This window comes from Paenibacillus sp. FSL P2-0121 (genome assembly GCF_037975345.1).
Classification (GTDB): domain Bacteria; phylum Bacillota; class Bacilli; order Paenibacillales; family Paenibacillaceae; genus Paenibacillus_AQ; species Paenibacillus_AQ odorifer.
On the sequence record NZ_CP150245.1, the window covers coordinates 4,639,174 to 4,661,479 of the forward strand.

Here is a 22,306-nt window from a genome sequence, read left to right on the forward strand (position 1 = left end):
TAAAGCTGAGAATATTAGTTTATCTTGATTAAGCCCGTTGAATGCCGATATTAGGCGTTCCGCCAGTCAAATCGATAAATAATACATAATCATTTCCATCTGTGCCCTTCAGCACGAGACCCGTCTGACCTACAGCACCTACAGAAAAGTATCGAACCTGTTGCAGGCTGGTAGGAGCGCCTGGTGGCAATGTTGCTTGGTTCGTAGCGATCAACCGGGTTGCAGCTCTGATGGTGCCTGCCCCGCTAATTTCACCGGTTACCCCCAGATGACCGAGTATGGATTCACTGCCGTTCACATTTAGGCTTCCCATTATAGTCTGACTACCATTCAAATGCAGATTCGAATCGATAGTCTCATTTCCATTAACGTGCAGATCATTTTGAATGGTCTGACTTCCTGTAACTAGAACGCTATCGAAGGTTGGCAAGGCGATCATCCCTTTCAGGTTTTATAGTATATCTTATGTTAAACAAGCCAGCCCTGTCATAGATAGATATACAGCTTTCACTAAATCCGCTTTTTATCTTCGAGACTCTGATTAATGGTCTTATACCTAAAGTCAAAATAACCCCCTACACATATAATGATTAGCAAGACTCGGTGCTAGAGCGGACGACTGGCTCCACAGAATACAGGAGGAATTATGAAGAAGACAGCTAATAGGCTCACTCCTGAAAGGCCTTCAAGTCACGAAGTCACCATCAGCCAAGTTAATCCATCGCAACACCATAACCTCATCCTAGAGATGAACTCTTATAGAGCGGAACCTCTGCAACGGGAACTCAAACAATTAAGAATATTGCTGCTGGTTCCTACAGAGGCAAGCGGTAAAATGCCTAATGTACGACTTTTTAAAGATCAACTAAGGCATCTGGTCAAAGAAGTACTTTCTATTAAATTCCAGCATAATCTGGAGGAATATTTAGCCCATTTTCAACCTGATCTAATATTAGCTCTAGGATCGGAGACCCTATTTCCGGAGGAGAACCTCCCTGCTCTGAAAGCTTCCAATGTTCCCAAAGCGGTATGGATGGCAGATGCCGCTTGTCTTACTCCAACAGAACGTAATCTGGCATTGTTATTCGATTATATTTTCACACAGAACATAGCTAATCTGATCTATTACCAGGGTTTATGGGGCAAACACTCCAGCTATCTCCCATATGCTGCGGATACGGATCTCTATTATCCAAGACGTGTGGAGGACTGTTATCAGAGTGATGTACTCATTCTGGGCGATTTTCAAATCGATAGTGTGCTTTACACGTTGGCGTATTCAGACCTACTTCAAGGCCTTAAGGTAATGATCGACGGGCGTGGTTGGGAACCCCCCAGAAATTTCATTGATATCACCCATAGTAAAGATATGTCCAGCTATTATAATGGAGCAAAAATCGTCATCAATTGCACTGGTTCTGTGCAGCAGATTATGGAGGTCACCGCTTGCGGTGTATTTCAGTTAGTGGAGGATCATCCCCATCTTCATAATTACCGAATTGCAGAAGAAGATCTCATTCGTTTCCAGAACTTCAAAGAGCTCTCCGATAGCTTTAAGCACTATTTTTCACATAGTGAAGAAAGAAGAATTTCTGCCTCTCGTGCCCTAAAGGAACTTAAATATAACCATTCTTATATCCAGCAAGGAAAGTTACTGCTGAGAAAAATATTCAAGGAACCATAGGGGGTGACCTGACTTGAAATGCATTGCTTTTGTATTGCCTCAGTTTCATCAGATCTCAGAGAACGATTCCTGGTGGGGTGAGGGTTTTACAGAATGGACAAATGTCAGGAAGGCTGCAGCCCTTTATCCTGAACATGATCAGCCCAAGAAGCCATTAAATAATTACTACTATGATTTAACGGATCCTAAAGTGAAACAATGGCAGGCAGAGACGGCAAGGGCTCATGGCATTTACGGTTTTTGTTATTATCACTATTGGTTTAATGGCAGGCGGCTACTGGAACAACCGGTTCAGCAGATTCTTGCGAGCAAAGAGCCTGACTTCCCCTTTTGCCTTTCTTGGGCTAACGAACCCTGGACACGTAGCTGGGATGGTACCGAAGAGGATGTCCTGATGCCACAGGAATACGGAGAAGAACGGGATTGGCGAATGCACTTTTATGCTTTACTGGAAGCCTTCAAAGATGATCGTTATATCCGGGTGGAGGATAAGCCTGTCTTTATCATTTATCGGTCTGCTAGTATCCCGCACTGTGAAGAAATGCTTCAATATTGGCGCGAATTGGCTCTGCAGAACGGACTTAAAGGACTTCATCTGGTCCGGACACTGGGCGGTTTCCCCCTAAAGAAAGAGCAAGGATTCGATGCCAGTCTGGAATTTGAGCCGCATTACACATTCGCACATGGCGGGGTTAAGCATTTATGGAGCTCAAAGCAGGTGGAGGATCAGAGGCATATCGTAATTGATTATGATGAGTTATGGGAATCTATGTTGGAGCGGACACCCCATAGAGACGGAGAAATCATATATCCGGGAGCCTTTGTCAACTGGGATAACACACCACGTAAAGGCCCTGCCGGACAAAGCACCTTAGGCGCTAATCCTCAAAAATTCGGCCAATACCTTTCACGACAAATTGAGCGCGCCAAAAAAATGTTCAAAAGTGAATATATTTATATCAACGCCTGGAATGAATGGGCTGAAGGGGCCTACCTAGAACCGGATGTACGTTATCAATACCAATACTTGCAAGCCGTTAAGGAAGCCTTACAGTTTCATCACAAAGAAGATCCTTCTTAGCCGTAGCGCCAGAAGGATCTTTTTCATGGTATGTTATCTTTCCGATGACTGCACTCTAGCGCTTCTTGCACTCACCAATCTCCAGCCAGTTAATAAAGCAGCCACTAGACATATCGATGCCGAGGTTACAAACACTACATGCATGCCCTCGATAAATAACTCTGGCCGACCAGGAACTAGCCCTGTCACCCTATAGCCGGCTTTACTGCTCATCACTTGAAAAAGAATTGTAGTAGCAATTGTTATGCCGACAACCATACCCACATTACGAACTAACGAATTGACACTACCCGCAGAACCAAGCTGTGTTCTTGGTACCTTAGACATGACAAGCGAATTGTTCGGCGATTGAAATAAACCACTTCCTATCCCCAGCATAGCGATCCACACACCTACCAGCACAACAGAGCTTCCTACATGAAGCTGTGCTAATCCGAACTGCGCAATAACCATGACCACCAGCCCTGCAAAAGTCAAAAATTCCGAGCCTATTTTATCCGATAGCGCTCCACTCATTGGAGCCACGACTACCATACATATCGGCAACAGCATTAACAAAAAGCCTGCATAGAATGGCGATAAATTAAGCATGTTCTGTGCATAAAACGGCGCGATAATATTGAAGCAGAAATTCGCTGTAAATACGAGAAAACCACATAAGATACTTAAAGAAAACAACGGATTCTTAAATAATGACAGCTGCAACAGCGGTTCTTTTCTGCGAAGCTCCATCCATATGAAAGCAACGAAGCTGACTACAGCAACAATTATTGATGTAACAATTAAGCTGTTACCATATCCAAGCTGTTGACCTAGTAATAATCCTGCGAACAAAGTAATGATAAAGACAGCGAACAGTAAACTGCCCGGCACATCAATCGAAGATTTCACTCTCGTTAAATCCTTAGGCAATACCTTCCATCCAAAAAATATAGCGATCAGGCCAATAGGGACGTTTACCCAAAAGATATACTCCCAGCCTAAGGTGGAAACCATAATCCCGCCTAGACTTGGACCGGCTATACTTCCCAGAGACACGAATGTACCAATGAAACCAAGGGCTTTACCACGCTCCGTGGCAGGAAAGATATCCGTAACAATTCCCTGACTGTTCGCCATGGTCATCGAAGCACCTAAGGCTTGAATTACGCGCGAAGCAATTAAGGCTGGTAAGCTTACACTAAGCCCACACAGCATAGATCCAATAACAAATACAATCGTGCCAATCTTAAAAATTCGAATCTTTCCTACGATATCTCCAAGCTTGCCGAAGAAAAGGATCGCCGCACAGATCGCCATTAAATATCCTGTTGTTACCCATTCGATTTGCGCCATGGGCAGCTTCAGTTGTTTGGATAGCTCAGGCAGAGCAATATTGACAATACTACCATCAAGGGTGGACATAAACGTAAAAATATTCAGAACAATTAAGATCATCCAGCGCTTCTTCTGAATTTCTTTATCCTCCTGATAGGTTGCACTTACAGAACTCATAACTAACACCTCATTAAATATTAATAATCACTGTTTAGTTGCGCACGCAACCAAACTCGCCATACCCAGTGTACAACAATTTAGTTGCGTGCGCAACGACTTTATTGTACACTTTATTTCAAGGCAACAAATGAACGAACATATAACCCAAAGAGGTGTCTATATTGGCAAGAGAGCCTATCGGGAAGCTAATTTCCCATCTTCACCGTCAAAATCAAAAGAAACTGGTTAAGCAATTTGTCCCCTATGGAATCGGTAGTGGTGGACAGCATAGCTTTCTTAAATTGATTCTCTCTCGGCCAGGCATTACTCAGGATCAGTTAACTGCCGAATTGAAGTTCGATAAAGCAACTACAGCACGTTCTGTGAAGCAATTAGAGAACTCGGGATATATCGAGCGCAAAGACGATCCTAATGATCGACGCTCTCACCTTCTATATCCTACCCCGAAAGCCATCGATTTCTTCCCAGTTTTACAGTCCATCTTAGATGAATTTAATAAAAGCCTTGTGGGCCATTTAACCGATGAAGAAGTAGAGCAACTACATTTCCTGCTGCAAAAAATCAGCAAAAACGAAGAATAGAACATAAGAAAAAGGATGTCCCACAGCCATTAGGCTGTTGAGGCATCCCACGTTTACTTTTGCTTTACAAGCTCAGTAACTTCTTCCGTAATCTCTTCTCCGCCCATACTCTTCCATTTAGCTACAAACGCATCAAAATCACTAAGCGGTGAATCACCCACAATGATATTTAAGAACGTCTCATTCTCCAGATTCTGCAGTTCCGGCCATTTAGTCTTCATAAGTCGGGTGTTCCCATAAAAGACCCCACGCACTCCCTCTATAGCAGTTGAGGTTAACACAGCTACTCCATATTTATACGCATTCGCTGCTTTCCAGCCTTCTAGATCTTTTTTGGGCTGCTCTGTTTCCGCTACCCATTGATCATAAATGAGCCGGGTATCAGAATTTAATGTATCCGGGTCTATCTTTCCGTGCAAAGCCTGCTGGATATCAGCATAATGTTTCTCAATCGCATCCCTATAATCTATCAGAAGATCGAACGGATAATATGCACGCAGCTGAATGCCTGTCTGCGCAGAGAAATCACCCAGCTTTTTTACCTCCTCTTGATTAGGATCCTGTCTTCTTTCGAGTCTTGTAAACACGTTTAATTGCTTGATTACAGCCTCAGGATGTTCAAACCCTTTACGCACAACAAGATATCGATCTGTTACCGGCGCTAAATGAGCGACAAACTTACCGGAATCGTCAACTGGAGCTGCATATGCTCTCCATTCTGCCTTCGTATCCAAAGCCACTGCCTCTGATAAAGGATAATAAGGCATCCACCAAGGACCAAAAAACATCCCGGATTTACCTGTAATAATAGGCTCCTGAGTTTCCTTATATAGTGCAAAGTCCGGATCCAGCAACCCGCGTTTATACCAATCAGCAAGTTTAGCAAGCGCTTGTTTGGTCTCTGGTGTAATGGAGCCATACACGATATTGCCGTTGTTATCCTTAATCCAATTCGTGGGGAAAGCGTGAAATGCACTAAACACAGCATCCAGACCATTAACTAATGGTTTAGTTCCATATACAATATTTTTGTAGCCGCTTAGACCGACGGTGTCTCTTTTTCCATTTCCATCAGGGTCTTTTTCAATAAAAGCTTTGGCAATTTTCTCGATGTCTTCAAAAGTTTGAGGAGGCCGCAGCTCCAGCTTCTCCAGCCAATCCTGACGTACCCAGAGCAGCACGGGAGAGTCAGCATCAATAGCTACATTCGGTAATCCATATAGTTTACCATCGCGGGAAGCGTCCTCTAATGCCTCCCCCTTTGTAGAATTGTACATATCCTTGATAAGTTCAGATCCATATATTTTATAAGTCTCTGTCAAATCTTCAATCATATCATTATCAATTAATTTCTTCAGTTGATCACGATCCACAACCATGGCATCAGGCAAATCGTTGCTATCAATGGCAAGCTGTACCTTTTGCGTAAAAGCATCCTCACCCTTCGCTTCCCAGGAGTGAACCACTTTGATATTCGTAATGCTCTCTAAATAACGGGTGATTGGATTGTTATCGTTGCTGTCACCTGTATTAAGCCGCGAGTCGGGAACCTTAAACCCTACTCGGATCACAATCGGATCCTCATATTTGCTATAAGCGATAGAAGTAGCCTCATCCCCTGCCTGAGGGCTTGCAACCGAATCTACAATACCAATATTGTCACGACATGATGTCATTCCAATGACCAGACACACTAGGAGGATAGATTTCCAAAATTTCATATTTGGTTTTTCCCCTCCGCACGGAATTCACTTGGTAATTTACCAATACGTTCTCTGAATAATCTGCTGAAATAACGATCATCCTCAAAACCGGACCGCGAAGCAATCTCACAGACGGGAAGAGTAGTCTCCAGCAGCAGTGATTTGGCAAGCTCCAGCCGCATTCCCCGTAAACATTCACCAAATGTCTCTCCGGCAAAACGAGCGAAACATTGGCTGAAATAACCACGGCTCATATTAATGACGGCTGCTACGTCGCTCTGATTGATTTTGTCACCTGCATGGCTCTGCATATAACGAACTGCGCGAATAAGACAAGACATAACCTCTTTAGTTAATCCAAGCTCCAGCATTCTTCGTCCCACATGATCAGAAAATCGCCGCAGCCAGTTCTTCCAATAGCACCAGTTCAGATTATGGGAGATGTCCCTTTCCAGTTGAGCAGCATCTTCAGGCTTTAATAGTAAAGAGCTCCAGCTTTGTATTAGAGAGTGTGCAAACGCCAGAAACTGATCAGAACGGGGTTTCTGCTGAAGTATGTTTGCTACAAATTTCTCCCACTCATTTCCATCAATTGTCCACTTTAGATTCTGTGCTTGCTCCAGCAGATTATCCGCCTCTTGTTTTGAATAGGGAGCCGCTGGTTCCTTCTTTATGTCTTCATATTTCAATGAGGTCAAATCCTCAGGTTCAGGATGATAAAATAGAATACGGCGTAATTTCGCAGTGAGCTGTTCCTCCAGTTCCTGCAAGGGTTGATCTCTCAATCCACTGATCAGCGCGGTCTGCCATCGTCCGGATAGCTGGATCTTAAGCTCACGTTTGCTCTCATCTATTGAGAAACGATGTAATAAGGGCGACATCCACATCTCATGAAAAGTAATGAGCGGATTATTTTTCACGCTGGACAGCTGAAATAATTCTTCTTCATTGCATTGATGATTTAGGGGCAAATACAGCAGAGCCTTATCAGCAGCCATACGTTTACTTTCCCCACGAACCAGAGCATCCCGTGTATTGTCCTCCCATTTAATACGATCGACAAGACGTCTGATGGTTTCATCCGCATTTTCCATCTCAAGCAGTGTTTTTACAATATAGTCAACGGCTCCTAAACGCATAGCCTCCTGAACATAGTCAAATTCATGATGACAAGTAAGGACAACACAGCGAATGCCTGCGAACCGTTGTCTAACCATTTTAATAAGCTCGAAGCCTGAAATGCCTGGCATGGTCAAATCCACAAATAATAAATCTACTTCCTGCTGTTGAAGCAGCTCCAAAGCAGATTTACCATCACCTGCCTCCCCAACTATAACAATCCCTAAGGATGACCAGTCGATCAGGGAAATGAAGCCTTTTCGCACGAGTCTCTCGTCATCGACAACTACAGCCTTAATCATCGAAGTCCTCCTTACCTTTCCTCGGAATCACAATGGATACAACCGTACCTTCTCCTGGCTTACTGAACATCTCTAGCTTCATTTGTTCTCCATAATAGGTTCTAAGCATCCGGTTCACATATGAAAAACCAATTCCAAGTCCCCGTTTTTTCGCTCCATCATCAGATAACAGCTGATCTAATGTATCTGCATCCATCCCAGCGCCATTGTCTCTCACACATAGCTGAACCTCTCCTTCACCATGTTTCGTTATCTCAACATCTACCTTGCCATTATCGCTTAATCCATGATAAATCGAGTTCTCCACCAGAGGCTGAAGCAGAAATCTCGGGACTGCCACAGACAATACATCCTCATCAGCTTCAACGTTAAATTCAAATTCATAATCATAACGAATACGCTGCAGCTCCATATAATTTCGAATCGCTTCAATTTCCTCGCCAATGGTAACAATGATGCTTTGCTTTCCCAGATTATAATGCAGCACCTTTACAAGAAGAGTGACCAGCTTGTCGATCTCCTTCTGGCCGTTTAGCCGGGCCATCCACTGTACCGTATTTAAGGTATTATGCAAAAAATGAGGATTGATCTGGCTGAGCAACTTCTCAATCTCAAATTGGCTTTTCTGTTTCTCATTATGGGCAACCGCAACAATCAGCTCATTCACCTGTTTTTTCATCTGCTGAAAGTTGGTAAGCACGAAATCAAATTCTTCCACATTCGTATAAGCTACCGGAGCGGTGACATTTTCCGCCATTCGGTTGATTTCAAGGTTGACCTTACGCAACGGACCATAAATTTTCCTCCAGATGATCCAAGCCAGAAATCCGGCAAAAAGAAGGGTAGAGAAGGCAAGTAAGATCATTTTATAAAACCAAGAATAAATTTCACTGTTGAATTCTGATTTTTTCACAACGGCAATAAGCTTCCAGCCCTGAGGACTCGCGTAACGAAAAAGATGATATCCGCTTAGCGTTTCATGGGTGAGATTGGAGTTGCTTCCCGCAGCTTTAATAATACTTAGCGGAAGTTTGCCATCGATCACTTTCGTACTATTACCTTGCTGATTGACCAGCAGATGATTTACTTTCATCCCGTAGGACTCCTGATTGAAGATTTTGCGAAACAAACTATAATTCGTCTCCAAATAAATATAAAGCTTATGCTGGCCCGGCACACGGACAATCCGCTGCTCCGAGAATACGAGATTATCACCAACAGCGTACATAGTGGGATGTGGTCCATAATAGTCAGCCCCGTTATATCGCATAAAAGACGGCAATGTACTGATATCAAAATTTCTGCGTGCGCTCATGTTGGTGAACAGAACGGGATCATCGCTGTCCGGCATAATGTAGGCTGTAAGTCCAATATAAGGGTTCGTAAAATTGACTAGATTGATCTTCTGGTTGATGGAATTCATCATTTGCGATTTGCGAAAAATTTGTTTTTCCTGAATAAATGAGGACATCTCCTGCACAATCTGACCGTCCAGAGCAAACTGTTTGGAGGCAAAATCCATATTGTCGATGGCATTCTCCAGGCTTGAGGCTTCCTGTCTCAGACTAGCGCTGATCCCGTTGCCAATTTTACCTGAAAGGATGGAGTAAATAGAGGTGTAGGTTACGAATCCTACTAAGAGAAGCGGAAGTAGTGTTCCGATTACTAGATAGATAAATAAGGTATTGCGTAAGGATTTGACAGCTGGAGTATGACTCCGCAGGGGTACTCTTACCATCTGGATTATCCTCTTCTTTCTATCTGAAAGCGTTTTATATTAATGTGAGAATACCACATTTATCCTTAATTGAATAGAATAAGGCAGAACAGCCTCCACGCCGCCCCGCCTTATTTTATAGTTACTAGCCGTGTTTATTTAACGCTTTTACGGGCCTCGAACAATTCCTCAGCCTTTTTAATCGAGAAATCCATAACTTCAGAATACCCAAGACCATTTACCTTATCATGCATTTCTTTATTCAATTTATCGTATTCCGCTTGATCTTTAGCAAAGACCATTTTCCAGGAAATCTGTTGAATAACCGTACCGATTTGTTTATTCTTTTGTTCCACTGTTTTATCCATGGTTAATGGCTCTTTGCCAGTGAAGCCTTGTGGTGCTACAGCCAATAGATTGTTTTTCTCAAAATACTCCTTAGGAGTCAGAACACCCATTTTCGCTCTCCAGTCACTATCAAGCTTGGAAGGGTTACGCTCTAGGGTTGTTGTCCACAGATTATGATCGAATGGCTCACTATTCTCTGGATTCACCATCGCCGGAACCACAAACGAGAAGTTCATTTGATTGGAGCCATAGTAGTAGTCACCACCGCCGTATTCAGCAGGAACTTGAGTATTCTGTTGATCAGTATAAGCTTTCCAACCAAAATCAGTCACTGCAGGTTTGCCGTTTGCATCAATATCCCAAGTCAGACCTTGAGGTCCGTTAGGTACTGCTGTACCACTTCCTGCAGAAATCATTGCACCTTCCGGTGTGTACATCCAGTTAATGAATTCCATAATTCTAGCAGGTTCCTTAGCTTTTGCGCCGATTGCAATAATACCGTTACCACCGTAAACATTGAATCCTGTGGAATACATCAATTCATCTTTGAACGGAACCAGCGCAAAACCTTTACCTTCGGCTGTTCTTTCTGGTGTATTGTAGTTAGCAGCTCCAAGCCATGGGAACCAAGAGAACAATAGACGACCATCTTTGTATTTCGCTACAACATCGTCAAATTTTTGCGTCATAGAGTCCGGATCAACCAGCCCCATTTGGTTAGCTTCAAAATACAGTTTGAGCGACTTCATGTACCAGCTATCTTCGGATAAGAAGTCATAATACTTTTCTTCATCTGCCTTAACATACACAGCAGTATCAGGAATTTCGTCATAGCCCATCATGTTTGCGAACTGTTTAGCCAATGTCATTTTATAGTTGCCATCCCAATCAGACCACATCGAGAAAGCATAGGTTTTTTTGCCTTGTTCATTCTTAGGCTCGAGCTCTTGCATTTTTTTCAGCACAGGCAGATAATCTTCAATCTTTGTAATTTCTGGCGCTCCAATTTGTTGGTAAAGATCAAAGCGCAGGTCTGGACCCCAAGTCATATCTTTTCCTTCAGAGGGTCCGGATGGATTAGAAGCTACGCTGTTCCCCATACCAAAGACTGATGATCCACCGCCAAAAGCTACCTTTGCTTTCTCAATAGCTTTTGGAAAAGTGCTAGAAATGTCTTTTCCGTATTTGTCCAAAAGACCGTCCTGTGTCCAGTCCAAGAGCAGCTTTCCTTTGATGGCGTTTGGATAGTGGTTCTTGTCGTCACCGAAAATGATGATATCTCCAAGATCTCCGGAAGCCATCATTGCAGAGATTTTGGTATCTCCACCAGTTAGGTTTGAAGCTACAATCTCCATTTCGATGTTGAACTTATCCTTGATGATTTTTGCAAACCATCCGGTCTGTGGACCGGCATAGTTAGCGGTTGTTGAGAATACAGTCAGCTTCAGCGGCTTGGAATGATCAAGCGCTCCGTCATCCGGTGCTGCTGTCTCTTCCGCCGGGGCATTCGTGGCAGCCGACGTAGGTTTCTCTGTGCTCGTGTTTTTGCCCGAGTTAGCCGTATTATTCCCTCCGCCACATGCTGCAAGAACGAAGACCAGGATTACGGATAGCATGACAAGCGATGCTCTTCTTAATCTCATTGCTTTATACCCTCCCTTTCATCTCTTCACTTATAGTTCAACTCTGCTTATAACAGAGGAAAACCCAGTTCTAGTCCAGAGCGGCCACCCATCAGCCTTTAACCGCACCGATCATAATTCCTTTGACAAAAAAGCGTTGGAAAAACGGATACACGATCAAAATTGGCAATACAACGATCATCGTTACAGTCATCCGCACTGAGGTTGGAGTCTGCATATTCGCTGCACTAGCGGCCATATCTGGCGAATTACGAATTAAGGCTGCGAGCGAGCTGGATTCGTTCAAATAACGCCATAATAAGAACTGGAGCGTAAAGTATTTCGTATCTGTCATCAGAAACGCCGTATCAATAAAGGCATTCCACTGATTCACCGCTGAGAAAATCGTAATCGTAGCCAAGATAGGTGTCGTAAGAGGAACAATGATACTCCAGAACACCCGGAAGTAACCTGCTCCATCCATTGACGCCGACTCCTCAAGTGAGGGAGGAATAGCCTCGACGAAGGTTTTGACCAAAATGATATTAAAAGGAGTAATAATGGTTGGCAAAATATAAGCCAGGTAATTATTAGTCAGATGCAAGTTATGCATGGTGATATACCATGGGATCAGCCCTGCGCTGAAATACATCGTAACTACAACACTGCGGTACCAAATACTCCGGCCCCACATTTCCTTTTTGGTGAACAAGTACCCAAGAAATGCCGAAGATCCAACGGTGAGCAAAGTACCAACAACTGTTCTATAAATAGAGACTGTCGCCGCATGGCCTAAACCACTGATTCTTAGAACCTTACTATAGTTATCAAAATGGATCTGCCTTGGATAAAATTTGATATACCCTGCTGCGCTAAGATCATTCGAACTGATCGTATTAATGAACAAATAGTAGAATGGATAAATGCATGACAGGGTGAACAATCCAAAGAGTGTGTAGATAATAATTTGAAAGATTAATTCTCCAGAAGTTAGTTTTTTCTTTCTCAAATGGGATCACCCCTGCCTTAAATGATAGATTCGTCACGCACCATCTTGGATAATGTGTTTGCCGCGAACAGTAGAATTACACTGACGACCGACTTCAGCATACTGACAGCTGTGGCAAACGGAAAGTTGTTAGCAAACGCAATATTGTATACATAAAGATCCAGCACTTCTATGGAATCTTTATTCATCGCATTTTGAAAGGCAAAGTACTGCTCCATCCCGTTATTGACCAAGTTACCTATGGAGAGCAGCAGTAGGACAAAGAAGGTTGGGATAAGACCCGGAATGGTAATATGCCAGATTTTACGGAACCGGCTTGCACCATCCACCTCTACGGCTTCATACAACTCCTGATCAATGCCTGCGATTGCAGCAAGATAGAGAATGGCACCCCAGCCTAACGATTTCCACCAATACCAAATGATCATCGTGACCCAAATATTTGAGCTGGAGGCTAAAAAGTTATAACCCTCATCAACGATTCCAAGCTGCACTAAAATGTGTGTGATGACCCCGTTATCAACGGAAAACAACGAGAAGGCCAATGCATATACCAGAATCCAGCTGATAAAGTTCGGAATCGTGGTTAGCGTCTGCACCATCTTGCGATACCAGCCTGACTTAATTTCGGTCAGGAAGATCGCAAAAATCACTGGAAATATCGAGGTGATTAGTCCAAGTGAACTCATGGCAAGAGTGTTCTTCAGCACGCGCACAACCTCTGCGGTCTGTGTTGGATTGGATACAATCGTCTTGAACCATTTCAACCCGACATATGGCGTGTCAGACAACGGGATTCCGGGAATGAAATCATAAAATGCATAAATCCATCCGCTGATCGGCAGATAATAGAAAATAAAGGTGACAACAAGAAACGGAAAAGCCATGAAGAACAACTTATGCTTGTTCTTCATCTTCCAGCGGGATCGATGAACCGGATCGACGCTGGGAAGTAATTCACCAGAAGGTACCCCCATGTCGGAATCTCCTATACCCATATTTTGATTACGTTTTCATAGTATCAGAACCTTTACGTATGACGAGATAGAACACAGAACGGCCTCACTGGAGAACCGTCTGATGCTTGTGAACCAAATTCGCATCTATTTCGACCATTTTCTACCTAATCGCTGTAGGTCTAGTGATGGAGAGCCTACATGCCTTTTGGCTTATAAAAAGCGGCAGGATGACAGGGAATTCCCGTCATCCTGCCGCTGATGGATATGCTTTGTTAAGGGTCGCTATGTCTGCTACATCAACTATGGTGCGCTTTGTCCTCTTCGTCTGCCACATCAACTGTGGTGCGCTTTGTCCTCTTCGTCTGCTACATCAACTATAGTGCGCTTTGTCCTCTTCGTCCGTTATATCAACTATGGTGCGCTTTGTCCTCTTCGTCTGTTACATCAACTATGGTGCGCTTTGTCCTCTTCGTCCGCTACATCAACTATGGTGCGCTTTGTCCTCTTCATCTGTATGGTCTTTCACACTTCATAGTTTTGGCATCGGACCCAGATGCACTTATTTCCGGAATTCAGCGCTTTTCCTCGTGCTATCGGACTCAGGTGCAGCTATTCACTCAAATATAGTCCAAATATGAGCAAATTCATGCCGATAAGAGCTATACAGTCCGAAACTACGGCAAAGTAGCTCAAAAATCAGTAATAGTGACTATACGGTCCGCTACACTCCATCCATCATTCTTGGGCACCCTACTATCACGTATCCATCGCTTTCCCTCACGCTGTCGAACTCATTCTTGGATCCATCACATTTGCTCACGCTATCGGACACAGATGCACTTATTTCCGGAATTCATCGCTTTTCCTCGTGCTATCGGACTCAGGTGCAGCTATCCACACAAATATAGCCCAAATACGAGCATATGCATGCCGATAAGAGCTATACAGTCCGAAACTACGGCAAAGTAGCTCAAAAATCAGCAATAGCGACTCTACGGTCCGCAACACACTTCATGCAGCGAAATCAGGCACTCTTCTCTCGAGAATTCATCGCATTCCCTCATACTGTCTGACTCATTCTTGGATTCATCACATTTGCTCATGCTATCGGACTCAGATGCACTTATTTCCGGAATTCAACACATTTTCTCGTGCTATCGGACTCAGGTGCAGCTATTCACTCAAATATAGTCCAAATAAGAGCAAATGCATGCCGATAAGAGCTATACAGTCCGAAACTACGGCTAAGTAGCTCAAAAATCAGCAATAGCGACTCTACGGTCCGCAACACTCCACCCATCATTCTTAGGCACACTTCTATCGAGAATTCATCACATTTGCTCATGCTGTCGGACCCAGGTGCACTTATTTCCGGGTTTCAACACATTTTCTCGTGCTATCGGACTCAGGCGCAGCTATTCACACAAATATAGCCCTAATACGAGCATATGCATGCCGATAAGAGCTATACAGTCCGAAACTACGGCAAAGTAGCTTAAAAATCAGCAATAGCGACTATACAGTCCGCAACACTCCACCCATCATTCTTAGGCACACTTTTCTCGAGAATACATCGCATTCCCTCATGCTATCGGACTCATTCTTGGGTTCATCGCATTTGCTCATGCTAGAGGACTCAGTTGCACTTATTTCCGGAATTCAGCGCACTCCCTCATGCAGTCTGACTCATTCTTGAATTCATCGCATTCCCACCTGCTATCGGACTCATTCTTGAATTCATCGCATTCCCTCATGCTATCGGACTCAGATGCTCTTATTTCCAGAATTCATCGCATTTACTCAACCTTCGAACTCAGCTCCCTTACTTCGAGGGTTCATGCTCATTTGTACTCCCAACCACACATAAAAAAGCAGCCTCTCAAATGAGAAGCTGCTCCATCACTTTACAACCCTAGTTTGTTTACAACCAATTCACTGCATTCCGCATAATGCGCACTACATTCCGCTCGTCATTCGAATGCCCGCGCCTTTCGCCACAGCCTAATGCCCGGGCGTCTGAACTTTCCCCTCCGCGGAGGCATCCATTTTCTGGCGCCCCATAAAAAAGGAGGCCAGCAAAGCTAACGCAGCAGGAATAACCGCCCAAGCGAAGGTGTTCGCAATGGAAGAGGAAAGTCCCTCCGTAATTTTGCTCAAAATTTCCGGTGGAATGAGTGCTCTAGTCTCAGGCGACAGCAGGGAATGCGGATCTTTAAAATCCATAACCCCAGCAGCCCCCGCAGAAGCAGCTCCTCCTCCATTTGCTGTGAGCAACTTAGTTAGACTGCCCGAGAAATAATGGCTTTGAATAATGCCAAATGTGGTTATTCCGATGGTCATGCCAAGCGAACGAATGAAATTCAGTGTTGCGCTGGCGGAGCCGCGTTGCTGCGCAGTCAGACCATGAATGGCTGCCGTGCTTAACACAGAGAAGGAAGCGCCAATGCCTAATCCGATTAAAATCATATACAAGGTAACCAAAAGACGTGAAGCTTCCGGAGTAAGCGTTGCTACCAGTCCTGTGCCGATCACCAAAAGTACAAACGTAGGAATCAGCAGATTGCGGTAACTGGTTTTTGCCATCAGGAATCCTCCCGTTGTGGCGGTAATTACTGAGCCGACCATCATCGGCAGCAGGACAAGTCCTGAATTGGTAGCCGAACCCCCTAATACACCTTGGATAAAGATCGGGATATATACGGAAGCCACGATAAATGCAGCACCACTAAATAGCGCGCACAGAATGCTGACGGCGTACAGTCTTTTTTTGAATAACGCAAAGGAAATGATCGGCTCTTTCGCTCTCGTCTCTACAAAAAGGAACACTGCCGCCAATATAGCAAAAGCTGCAAATAAGCCGAGGATCATCGATGAGCCCCAAGCGTATTCTTTTCCACCCAGCTCCAACGCAAACATTAAGCAGATGACAGAGCCCAGCAATGTGCCCGCACCCAGCCAATCAATAGGTTGTTTGGAATGCTCATGTGACTCTTTATAAAAGAAAACGATCATCACAAAAGCCAACAGTCCAAGCGGTAAGTTAATATAAAATATCCACTGCCAAGCAATATGATCGGTGATATACGCGCCTAGCAATGGACCAAAAATACTCGATAATCCAAATACCGCACCAAATGCACCGCCCAGCTTGCCCCGTGTCTCCAGCGGTACGGCGTCGAACATTATGGCAAAAGCAATCGGCACTAGCGCGCCGCCTCCAATTCCCTGAATCGCCCGATAAGCAGCCAGCTGAGTAATCGTATCTGCCGTCCCGCAAAGCGCTGAACCCGCCATAAATACAATAATCCCAAAAACAAAAAACTTTTTACGCCCATACATATCAGACAGCTTGCCAAAGATAGGCATCCCCGCCATCTCAGCTACGAGATAAGCTGATGTTACCCAGACAAATTTGTCCATACCGCCTAGTTCCCCAACAATATTGCCCATTGCTGTAGCAACGATGGTGCTGTCCATGGAGGCCATCAGTATTCCCAACAGCAGACCTGCGATTACAATGCCCAGATTGGGCGCTTTGGCAGCACTCATTTATTCCACTCCCCATTGTCAAAAGATCTATAACTATGTGTTACAGCTTTACTTGATGCCTCACTATTGCATTCTTGTGAATCTCCAAAGCACTACGGTATTCCACAGTATCAATCTCACAGTCCACACCGATGATTACCCGATCTCCTCTGACAATATTTGCTTTTGTATTATTCAGCTCTATCGTATCGCCTTCAATGAGCCCAGCCTCAAAAAGCACTTTAGGATTCTGCTTCATCAAATGCAGGAATTTTCCGGTCTTGCTTTTTTTGATCGTTAAAGCACTGCCTCCAACCTCTTTCGCTCTACTTAGACCATATAAATTGATCTCCAGTTGCTCCGCACTTAGCAGTCCTGCCACATTGAGAGCGCCCGAAATACGCAGATGTTCACCTTCACAATCACCATTAACCTCCAAATTACCGTTAAGATGAATATCGTCGATTTTTACGGAGGCTGCTTTAATTTCCCCCTGCCCCCGCAAGGAATCCCCTTCAAGATTACCCATAAGTGTCATCTCACCGGTTATTTTCATTTTGGTCATTAGCAGGTTTCCATCTACCCTGGCATTTCCAGTCAGGCTCAGCTTCTCACAATCTACATCCCCTGCAAAATGACCTTCCCCAGTAACCTTAATATCCCGAAAAAAGCCTCCCGCGGAGGTCGTTGTGCCCATTATTTTCAAATTACTCCGAATTGTTTCTTCAGTCACCGATCTTCTCCACCTTTCCAACCTTTGCTTCAGGATGTACTGTAATCTGATCACGATACTCTATCCGTTCGACAGTACAGCCTGGACCTACAATCACAATATTGCCCCTGATAACATCAGCCGTTGTATATTCCAAATCAATAAAATCTCCTTCAATAGTCCGAGCCCGCAGCTCCGATCTTAATTTAGGGATGATTCCACTTAACATTTTGCTCCAGACTCCACTATTCGTTTGCCGGATCACTAGACTCTCCACACCAATTTCATGCGCCTTTCCCTGCCCTTGCAGTTTGAAGTCTACATGTCCTGCACTAAGTAAACCTCCGACACTAAAGCTTCCTTCCCCCGCAAAATCCTCAAGCTCACAATCACCCTTGATATTCAGCATTCCATGAAGTGTGCAGCTTTCTCCCCGAATGCTCTCCCCGACAGTAATCATTCCGTCCACTTTTAGGGAGTTAAAACGCAAATGGCCCAGCACTTTCATCGTTCCATTGCATTCCGCTTCTTCCGCCGAGAGATCATTCTTCAAATTCATATGCCCGTTTCCTTTAAAAATTCGCGTCACGATGGGTCCCGTTACTTTGCCTACACCATCGATTCGCACGCTGTTATAAGTACCTCCGGCCCCCCCGCTGACTCCGTTTATAATCAGATCCGGCAGCTCTCGTTTGTCCATTACACTAACCCCCTATTCAACAAGCTTAAAAGCAAGCTTACCTTTCAATTGTTCTATTACATCTGCACTTAGTATTTTACTGACCAGCTTTACCCCTTCATCGAACCATAACTCCGCTGGTGCCTGAGCCAGAATAAAGGATGACACCCCCATTTTGCGGATAAAAAATAACTCCCAGCTGCCACTCTCAAGATTGGAGGCTTTATCCATTAAGGTTCGAAACAGCAGCTCTGCTTCCTCCATACTCATCTCCCCTGCACTAAGCAGGCGATCTACAGCCAATAAATAAGTGAGTTGATCGAAGCTATATCCATTCTTGACACCGAGCCTCTCTCCAAATTTCCCCAGCGTCATCGACGAAACAATGTTACGTTCTATAATTTCCGCAGCAGATACACTTACTCTGTCAAAAGAAGCCTTATCTGATAGCTTATCAGCCATTTCATCCAAAGAAAGTCCATCTTTCATATTCACAATATTATCGATACGGGACAAAATCATGTCTTTTGGAAAAAAAGTCTCCTGTCCAGTAAACGTAGATTTACGGATAAACCATTCCTCTGGAATCAACTGCTTCCGCTTCCAGCGGTACAATTGCCCATAAGATATACCGGTTAAATCCAATAGCTGCTTCTTTGAGATCAAATCCTCTTCCATGCTTATCACTCCTTGAAGCCATCGTAACATAACACTGTTACGTTGTAAAACCAATAAATTAAACTCCCCTCATACCTACCTACGCTAGTAACCATCGTGTCCTAACGTCTCCCCCAAAGATTTTAAAGCATACCTTAAGAGCAGACCTCCGTCTTGAGAAGGATTTAACGGTCATTCACTATTTTTTCCACAACAAAAGACTGCCCCCGCCGCTATAAATAGCAGCATGGAACAGCCTTCTCTTAGAATGATTTTTACGATCTGCTAATCTTACTGAACAAAAGTATAATGTGCTGAATCATATTGCGGGCCGGATTTTTCGTAAGTGAACCAGTACTCAATACTGCTGCCAGCGCTTAATCCACTCACCGTCTGCTTCCATGTTCCTGAGTTATTAGTCATCCTGTAATTAAGCTGGGAACCCCCGTTAATCTTGTAATGCACATCTACATAAAGGGCACTGGTTACAGGTGTAATATAGATACTCGCCTCTGTAGCAGAAAGTCTCGTTACCCCTGCTGTAAAGTCAGCCGTCACATGATCACCGCCTCCGCTGCCTCCAGTGGGATTAGTAGTAACTGTTGCGGTATTACTAGCGGAGGATAAATTACCTGCTGCATCCGTGGCTTTTACTGTAAACGTATAGGCTGTGCTTGGAGTAAGTCCACTAACAGTAGCTGTAGTTCCCCCCACAGTGGACACCTGCTGTGTTCCGCGATAAACAATATAACCTGTAACGCCAACATTATCGGTAGAAGCGGACCAGCTTAAGCTAACTCCTGTATCCGTCTTACTGGTTACCGTTAGATTAACGGGAGCGGTTGGCGCGGTTGTATCCCCAGTATTACCACCACCCGTCAAATATTGACCTGTGAATGGATTAAACCGGTGCAGGGACATTATTAACCAACCTGTGCTGGAAACACAGTTTTGCTGCGCCATCACCCAATAACTGTTGCTGGACCCTTTCAGCGAGTAGGGAATACCCCCAAGCGAAGCACCGCTTGTGCCTTGTTTTTTAATAATCTCTGTATTAATAGCGTCTGCCTTTGAGGCATTGCCTTGCAGATAATAAGCGAGCGACATGAATGCGCTTCCTTCAAACCATACGTCAGCACCCGTATTGCCAATTTGATTTCCGTTATCGTCATACGCTGGCAATACTTCATCTGTCCAGTCAAAATCATATCCGGTGAGCGTATTCCCAGCATCATTGTAAGTAAGCGTCTGCTTGTAACGCGGATTCGCAAGTGTTCCCGGGGTGCCGGAGGCATTTTCCACATAGGTTAAGCTTGCGCCGTAGTTATGTGTTCCGGATACGCCTAAAGCTAATACTCCCCAAGGATTCACGTCTAAAGGTATTTTGGGGTCGATCAGATTTGTATCGTTTTTCCAGCCCCCCTTGAAACGTTTGACTGTGTCATCCCACACATAATTATCCAGGAAGGTTTTGACTCCAGAAGCCGCACTGTTATAAGTGGCTGCCTTTGAGGAATCCACCGAAGCATAATACTGCAATACCCGGTAAATATCGATATTGTGCTCGGTTGAGCTCCAAGGCTCATCGGAATTACTCCAACCACTCCATCCCCCTGCGATACTGCCATTAGCCTTTTTATACTGTAAACTCCAATCTAGTGCTTTGAGCGCCATTGGACGATACCGTGAATCATTATATTGCTTCTCATAAGCCATAGCAGCCATTGCCATCCATACAACGGGTCCCACATGTTTACGGATTTCTTCTCCGAAGCCGTTGTTATACCAATAAGAATTCAGCCAGAAGCCTGATGGATCTTGAATGTCCCGCATTTTGTTCAAAACCTGCTCTGCCCGCGTCCGTTCACCCTTTACAATAAAGGCGATAGCTGCAACCGCTTGATCATATGTGTATACAATCTGTTTGGGGTTGTTTGGTCCCCAGAAATCTTCAAAGCTATCTACCAGTCCCTCAAAAGCATACCCCGCTGTTGCATCCTGCTGGGCCTTCAGCCAGATTAAAGCACGATTTGAAGCGTCACTTGCAGCATCTGCATTCGCTTTTCCACCAAAGGGTAGAGCTACCCCAAGCACCAGCAAACTTGTCATTAAGATCGAAAACAGCTTCCTCATCTTCATAACTTTCCTCCTCTTAATCATGATGAACTAGGCAATAAGAGTTCTTTGAAGCATAAAAACTAAAGCGTTTTCAAACAGCAACAACAGGGACTTTTGAATATTTTACCATGGTAATTGTCCTCATTTTCAGGCTTAGAAACCCGTTCGTCAACGATTTTATGTAAATTTTTAACTAAATGAGGCGAAACAACCAAAATTGCCATTTGAGAAATCATACGAAAGACCAGCATCATTTTTATGAATTCATATTTATGAAGACAAAACAAAAAGAGCAGACAGCTCCTTTATAAGGATTCTATCTGCTCTTTACTATTTATCTCTATACTATTCTGCTTTATCTTCGCCAGCAGTTTCAGCTACAGCGGGTTCAGCAGTATCTTCTTCTGTTGGCTCTTGCGCTGCTGGAGGTGAAATACGGACAATCAATGTGTCCTCAGGCGTCAATACTTCCCAGCCTTCATGCTTCGGCAAATCAGATACCAGCAATTGATCACCAATATCTAGTCCACTGATACCCACTTCAAAGGATGCAGCTATTTTATCTGGAAGTGTGCGAATATCCAGCTCATGCAATTCAATTTGTTGCACGCCGCCGCTCTTCACACCTACTGGTTCACCTGTAAAGTGGAACGCTACTTTTGTATCCAATTTGGCCTTCATATCAATCTGCTGAAAATCAATGTGCAGCAGTTGTTTGGAAATTGGCTGACGTTGGATTTCTTGAATAACCACGTTCTTTTTGCCCGAGTCTGGCAATTCCAAAGTAAGAACAGCCCGTGGGTTGCTGGCTAAAATACCTGAAATTGTCTTAGCATCCGCTGTAAAGGACTGGCTATCTGAACCTGCACCGTACACGACTACCGGTACAAAGCCTTTTCTGCGCTGTGAAGAAGTCGAGCCGGATCTTTCTGTCAAACGTACTGTTGTATTCACGATGATTCCTCCTAAGTAGGGATTTTATACTAGACC

At 44.2% G+C, this 22,306-nt stretch carries 17 protein-coding genes; 3 read left to right on the plus strand and 14 right to left on the minus strand.

Annotated features, from left to right (window positions below; translation table 11 throughout):
* Window positions 1–28: 28 nt before the first annotated feature.
* Window positions 29–439 (minus strand): hypothetical protein, encoded by a 411-nt coding sequence (locus tag MKY54_RS20605; protein ID WP_248548519.1) that lies wholly within the window; start codon window positions 437–439, stop codon window positions 29–31.
* Between the two features lie 207 nt (window positions 440–646).
* Between MKY54_RS20605 and MKY54_RS20610 the strand changes: the two genes are divergently transcribed.
* Together MKY54_RS20610 and MKY54_RS20615 are read left to right on the plus strand one after the other, a co-directional pair.
* Complete coding sequence (locus MKY54_RS20610; protein ID WP_076130766.1) at window positions 647–1,684, plus strand: glycosyltransferase; 1,038 nt, start codon at window positions 647–649, stop codon at window positions 1,682–1,684.
* A 13-nt stretch (window positions 1,685–1,697) separates the two neighbouring features.
* On the plus strand, window positions 1,698–2,765 hold the full coding sequence (locus MKY54_RS20615; RefSeq protein WP_312151268.1) for a glycoside hydrolase family 99-like domain-containing protein: 1,068 nt from the start codon (window positions 1,698–1,700) through the stop codon (window positions 2,763–2,765).
* A 33-nt stretch (window positions 2,766–2,798) separates the two neighbouring features.
* Here the strand turns inward: MKY54_RS20615 and MKY54_RS20620 are convergent, their stop codons facing one another.
* Entirely contained in the window at window positions 2,799–4,259 is a 1,461-nt protein-coding gene (locus MKY54_RS20620) for an MFS transporter (protein ID WP_076278765.1), read from the minus strand.
* Between the two features lie 164 nt (window positions 4,260–4,423).
* Between MKY54_RS20620 and MKY54_RS20625 the strand changes: the two genes are divergently transcribed.
* Window positions 4,424–4,843, plus strand: a complete 420-nt coding sequence (locus MKY54_RS20625) for a MarR family winged helix-turn-helix transcriptional regulator (RefSeq protein ID WP_076130769.1) — start codon at window positions 4,424–4,426, stop codon at window positions 4,841–4,843.
* A gap of 53 nt (window positions 4,844–4,896) precedes the next feature.
* On the opposite strand, the gene MKY54_RS20630 is transcribed toward MKY54_RS20625, so the two are convergent.
* The 12 genes from MKY54_RS20630 to MKY54_RS20685 form a co-directional block, all read right to left on the minus strand.
* Complete coding sequence (locus MKY54_RS20630; protein ID WP_339187776.1) at window positions 4,897–6,564, minus strand: extracellular solute-binding protein; 1,668 nt, start codon at window positions 6,562–6,564, stop codon at window positions 4,897–4,899.
* Entirely contained in the window at window positions 6,561–7,967 is a 1,407-nt protein-coding gene (locus MKY54_RS20635) for a response regulator (RefSeq protein ID WP_339187779.1), read from the minus strand. Before MKY54_RS20635 ends, MKY54_RS20630 begins: the two co-directional genes overlap by 4 nt.
* Window positions 7,960–9,705 carry a sensor histidine kinase gene (locus MKY54_RS20640; protein WP_076130772.1) on the minus strand — a complete coding sequence of 582 codons (1,746 nt, stop codon included), beginning with the start codon at window positions 9,703–9,705 and terminating at the stop codon, window positions 7,960–7,962. The genes MKY54_RS20635 and MKY54_RS20640 overlap by 8 nt, the downstream gene beginning before the upstream one ends.
* 134 nt (window positions 9,706–9,839) lie before the next feature.
* Complete coding sequence (locus MKY54_RS20645; protein WP_076187499.1) at window positions 9,840–11,675, minus strand: extracellular solute-binding protein; 1,836 nt, start codon at window positions 11,673–11,675, stop codon at window positions 9,840–9,842.
* 91 nt (window positions 11,676–11,766) lie between these two features.
* On the minus strand, window positions 11,767–12,663 hold the full coding sequence (locus MKY54_RS20650) for a carbohydrate ABC transporter permease (RefSeq protein WP_036685756.1): 897 nt from the start codon (window positions 12,661–12,663) through the stop codon (window positions 11,767–11,769).
* Window positions 12,664–12,680: 17 nt separating this feature from the next.
* A complete protein-coding gene (locus MKY54_RS20655; RefSeq protein ID WP_076130774.1) occupies window positions 12,681–13,640 on the minus strand; it encodes an ABC transporter permease subunit in 960 nt (319 codons plus the stop codon).
* Window positions 13,641–15,623: 1,983 nt separating this feature from the next.
* Entirely contained in the window at window positions 15,624–17,171 is a 1,548-nt protein-coding gene (locus tag MKY54_RS20660; RefSeq protein WP_339187780.1) for an MDR family MFS transporter, read from the minus strand.
* 40 nt (window positions 17,172–17,211) lie between these two features.
* Window positions 17,212–17,883 (minus strand): hypothetical protein, encoded by a 672-nt coding sequence (locus MKY54_RS20665; RefSeq protein ID WP_076278768.1) that lies wholly within the window; start codon window positions 17,881–17,883, stop codon window positions 17,212–17,214.
* A complete protein-coding gene (locus MKY54_RS20670) occupies window positions 17,876–18,562 on the minus strand; it encodes a hypothetical protein (protein WP_076130804.1) in 687 nt (228 codons plus the stop codon). Before MKY54_RS20670 ends, MKY54_RS20665 begins: the two co-directional genes overlap by 8 nt.
* A gap of 12 nt (window positions 18,563–18,574) precedes the next feature.
* Window positions 18,575–19,219: a YhbD family protein gene (locus MKY54_RS20675; RefSeq protein WP_076192157.1), complete on the minus strand. Its 645-nt coding sequence runs from the start codon at window positions 19,217–19,219 to the stop codon at window positions 18,575–18,577.
* Between the two features lie 270 nt (window positions 19,220–19,489).
* Window positions 19,490–21,337 carry a fibronectin type III domain-containing protein gene (locus tag MKY54_RS20680; protein WP_081386409.1) on the minus strand — a complete coding sequence of 616 codons (1,848 nt, stop codon included), beginning with the start codon at window positions 21,335–21,337 and terminating at the stop codon, window positions 19,490–19,492.
* 324 nt (window positions 21,338–21,661) lie between these two features.
* Complete coding sequence (locus tag MKY54_RS20685) at window positions 21,662–22,270, minus strand: 50S ribosomal protein L25 (RefSeq protein ID WP_339187783.1); 609 nt, start codon at window positions 22,268–22,270, stop codon at window positions 21,662–21,664.
* Window positions 22,271–22,306 lie beyond the last annotated feature (36 nt).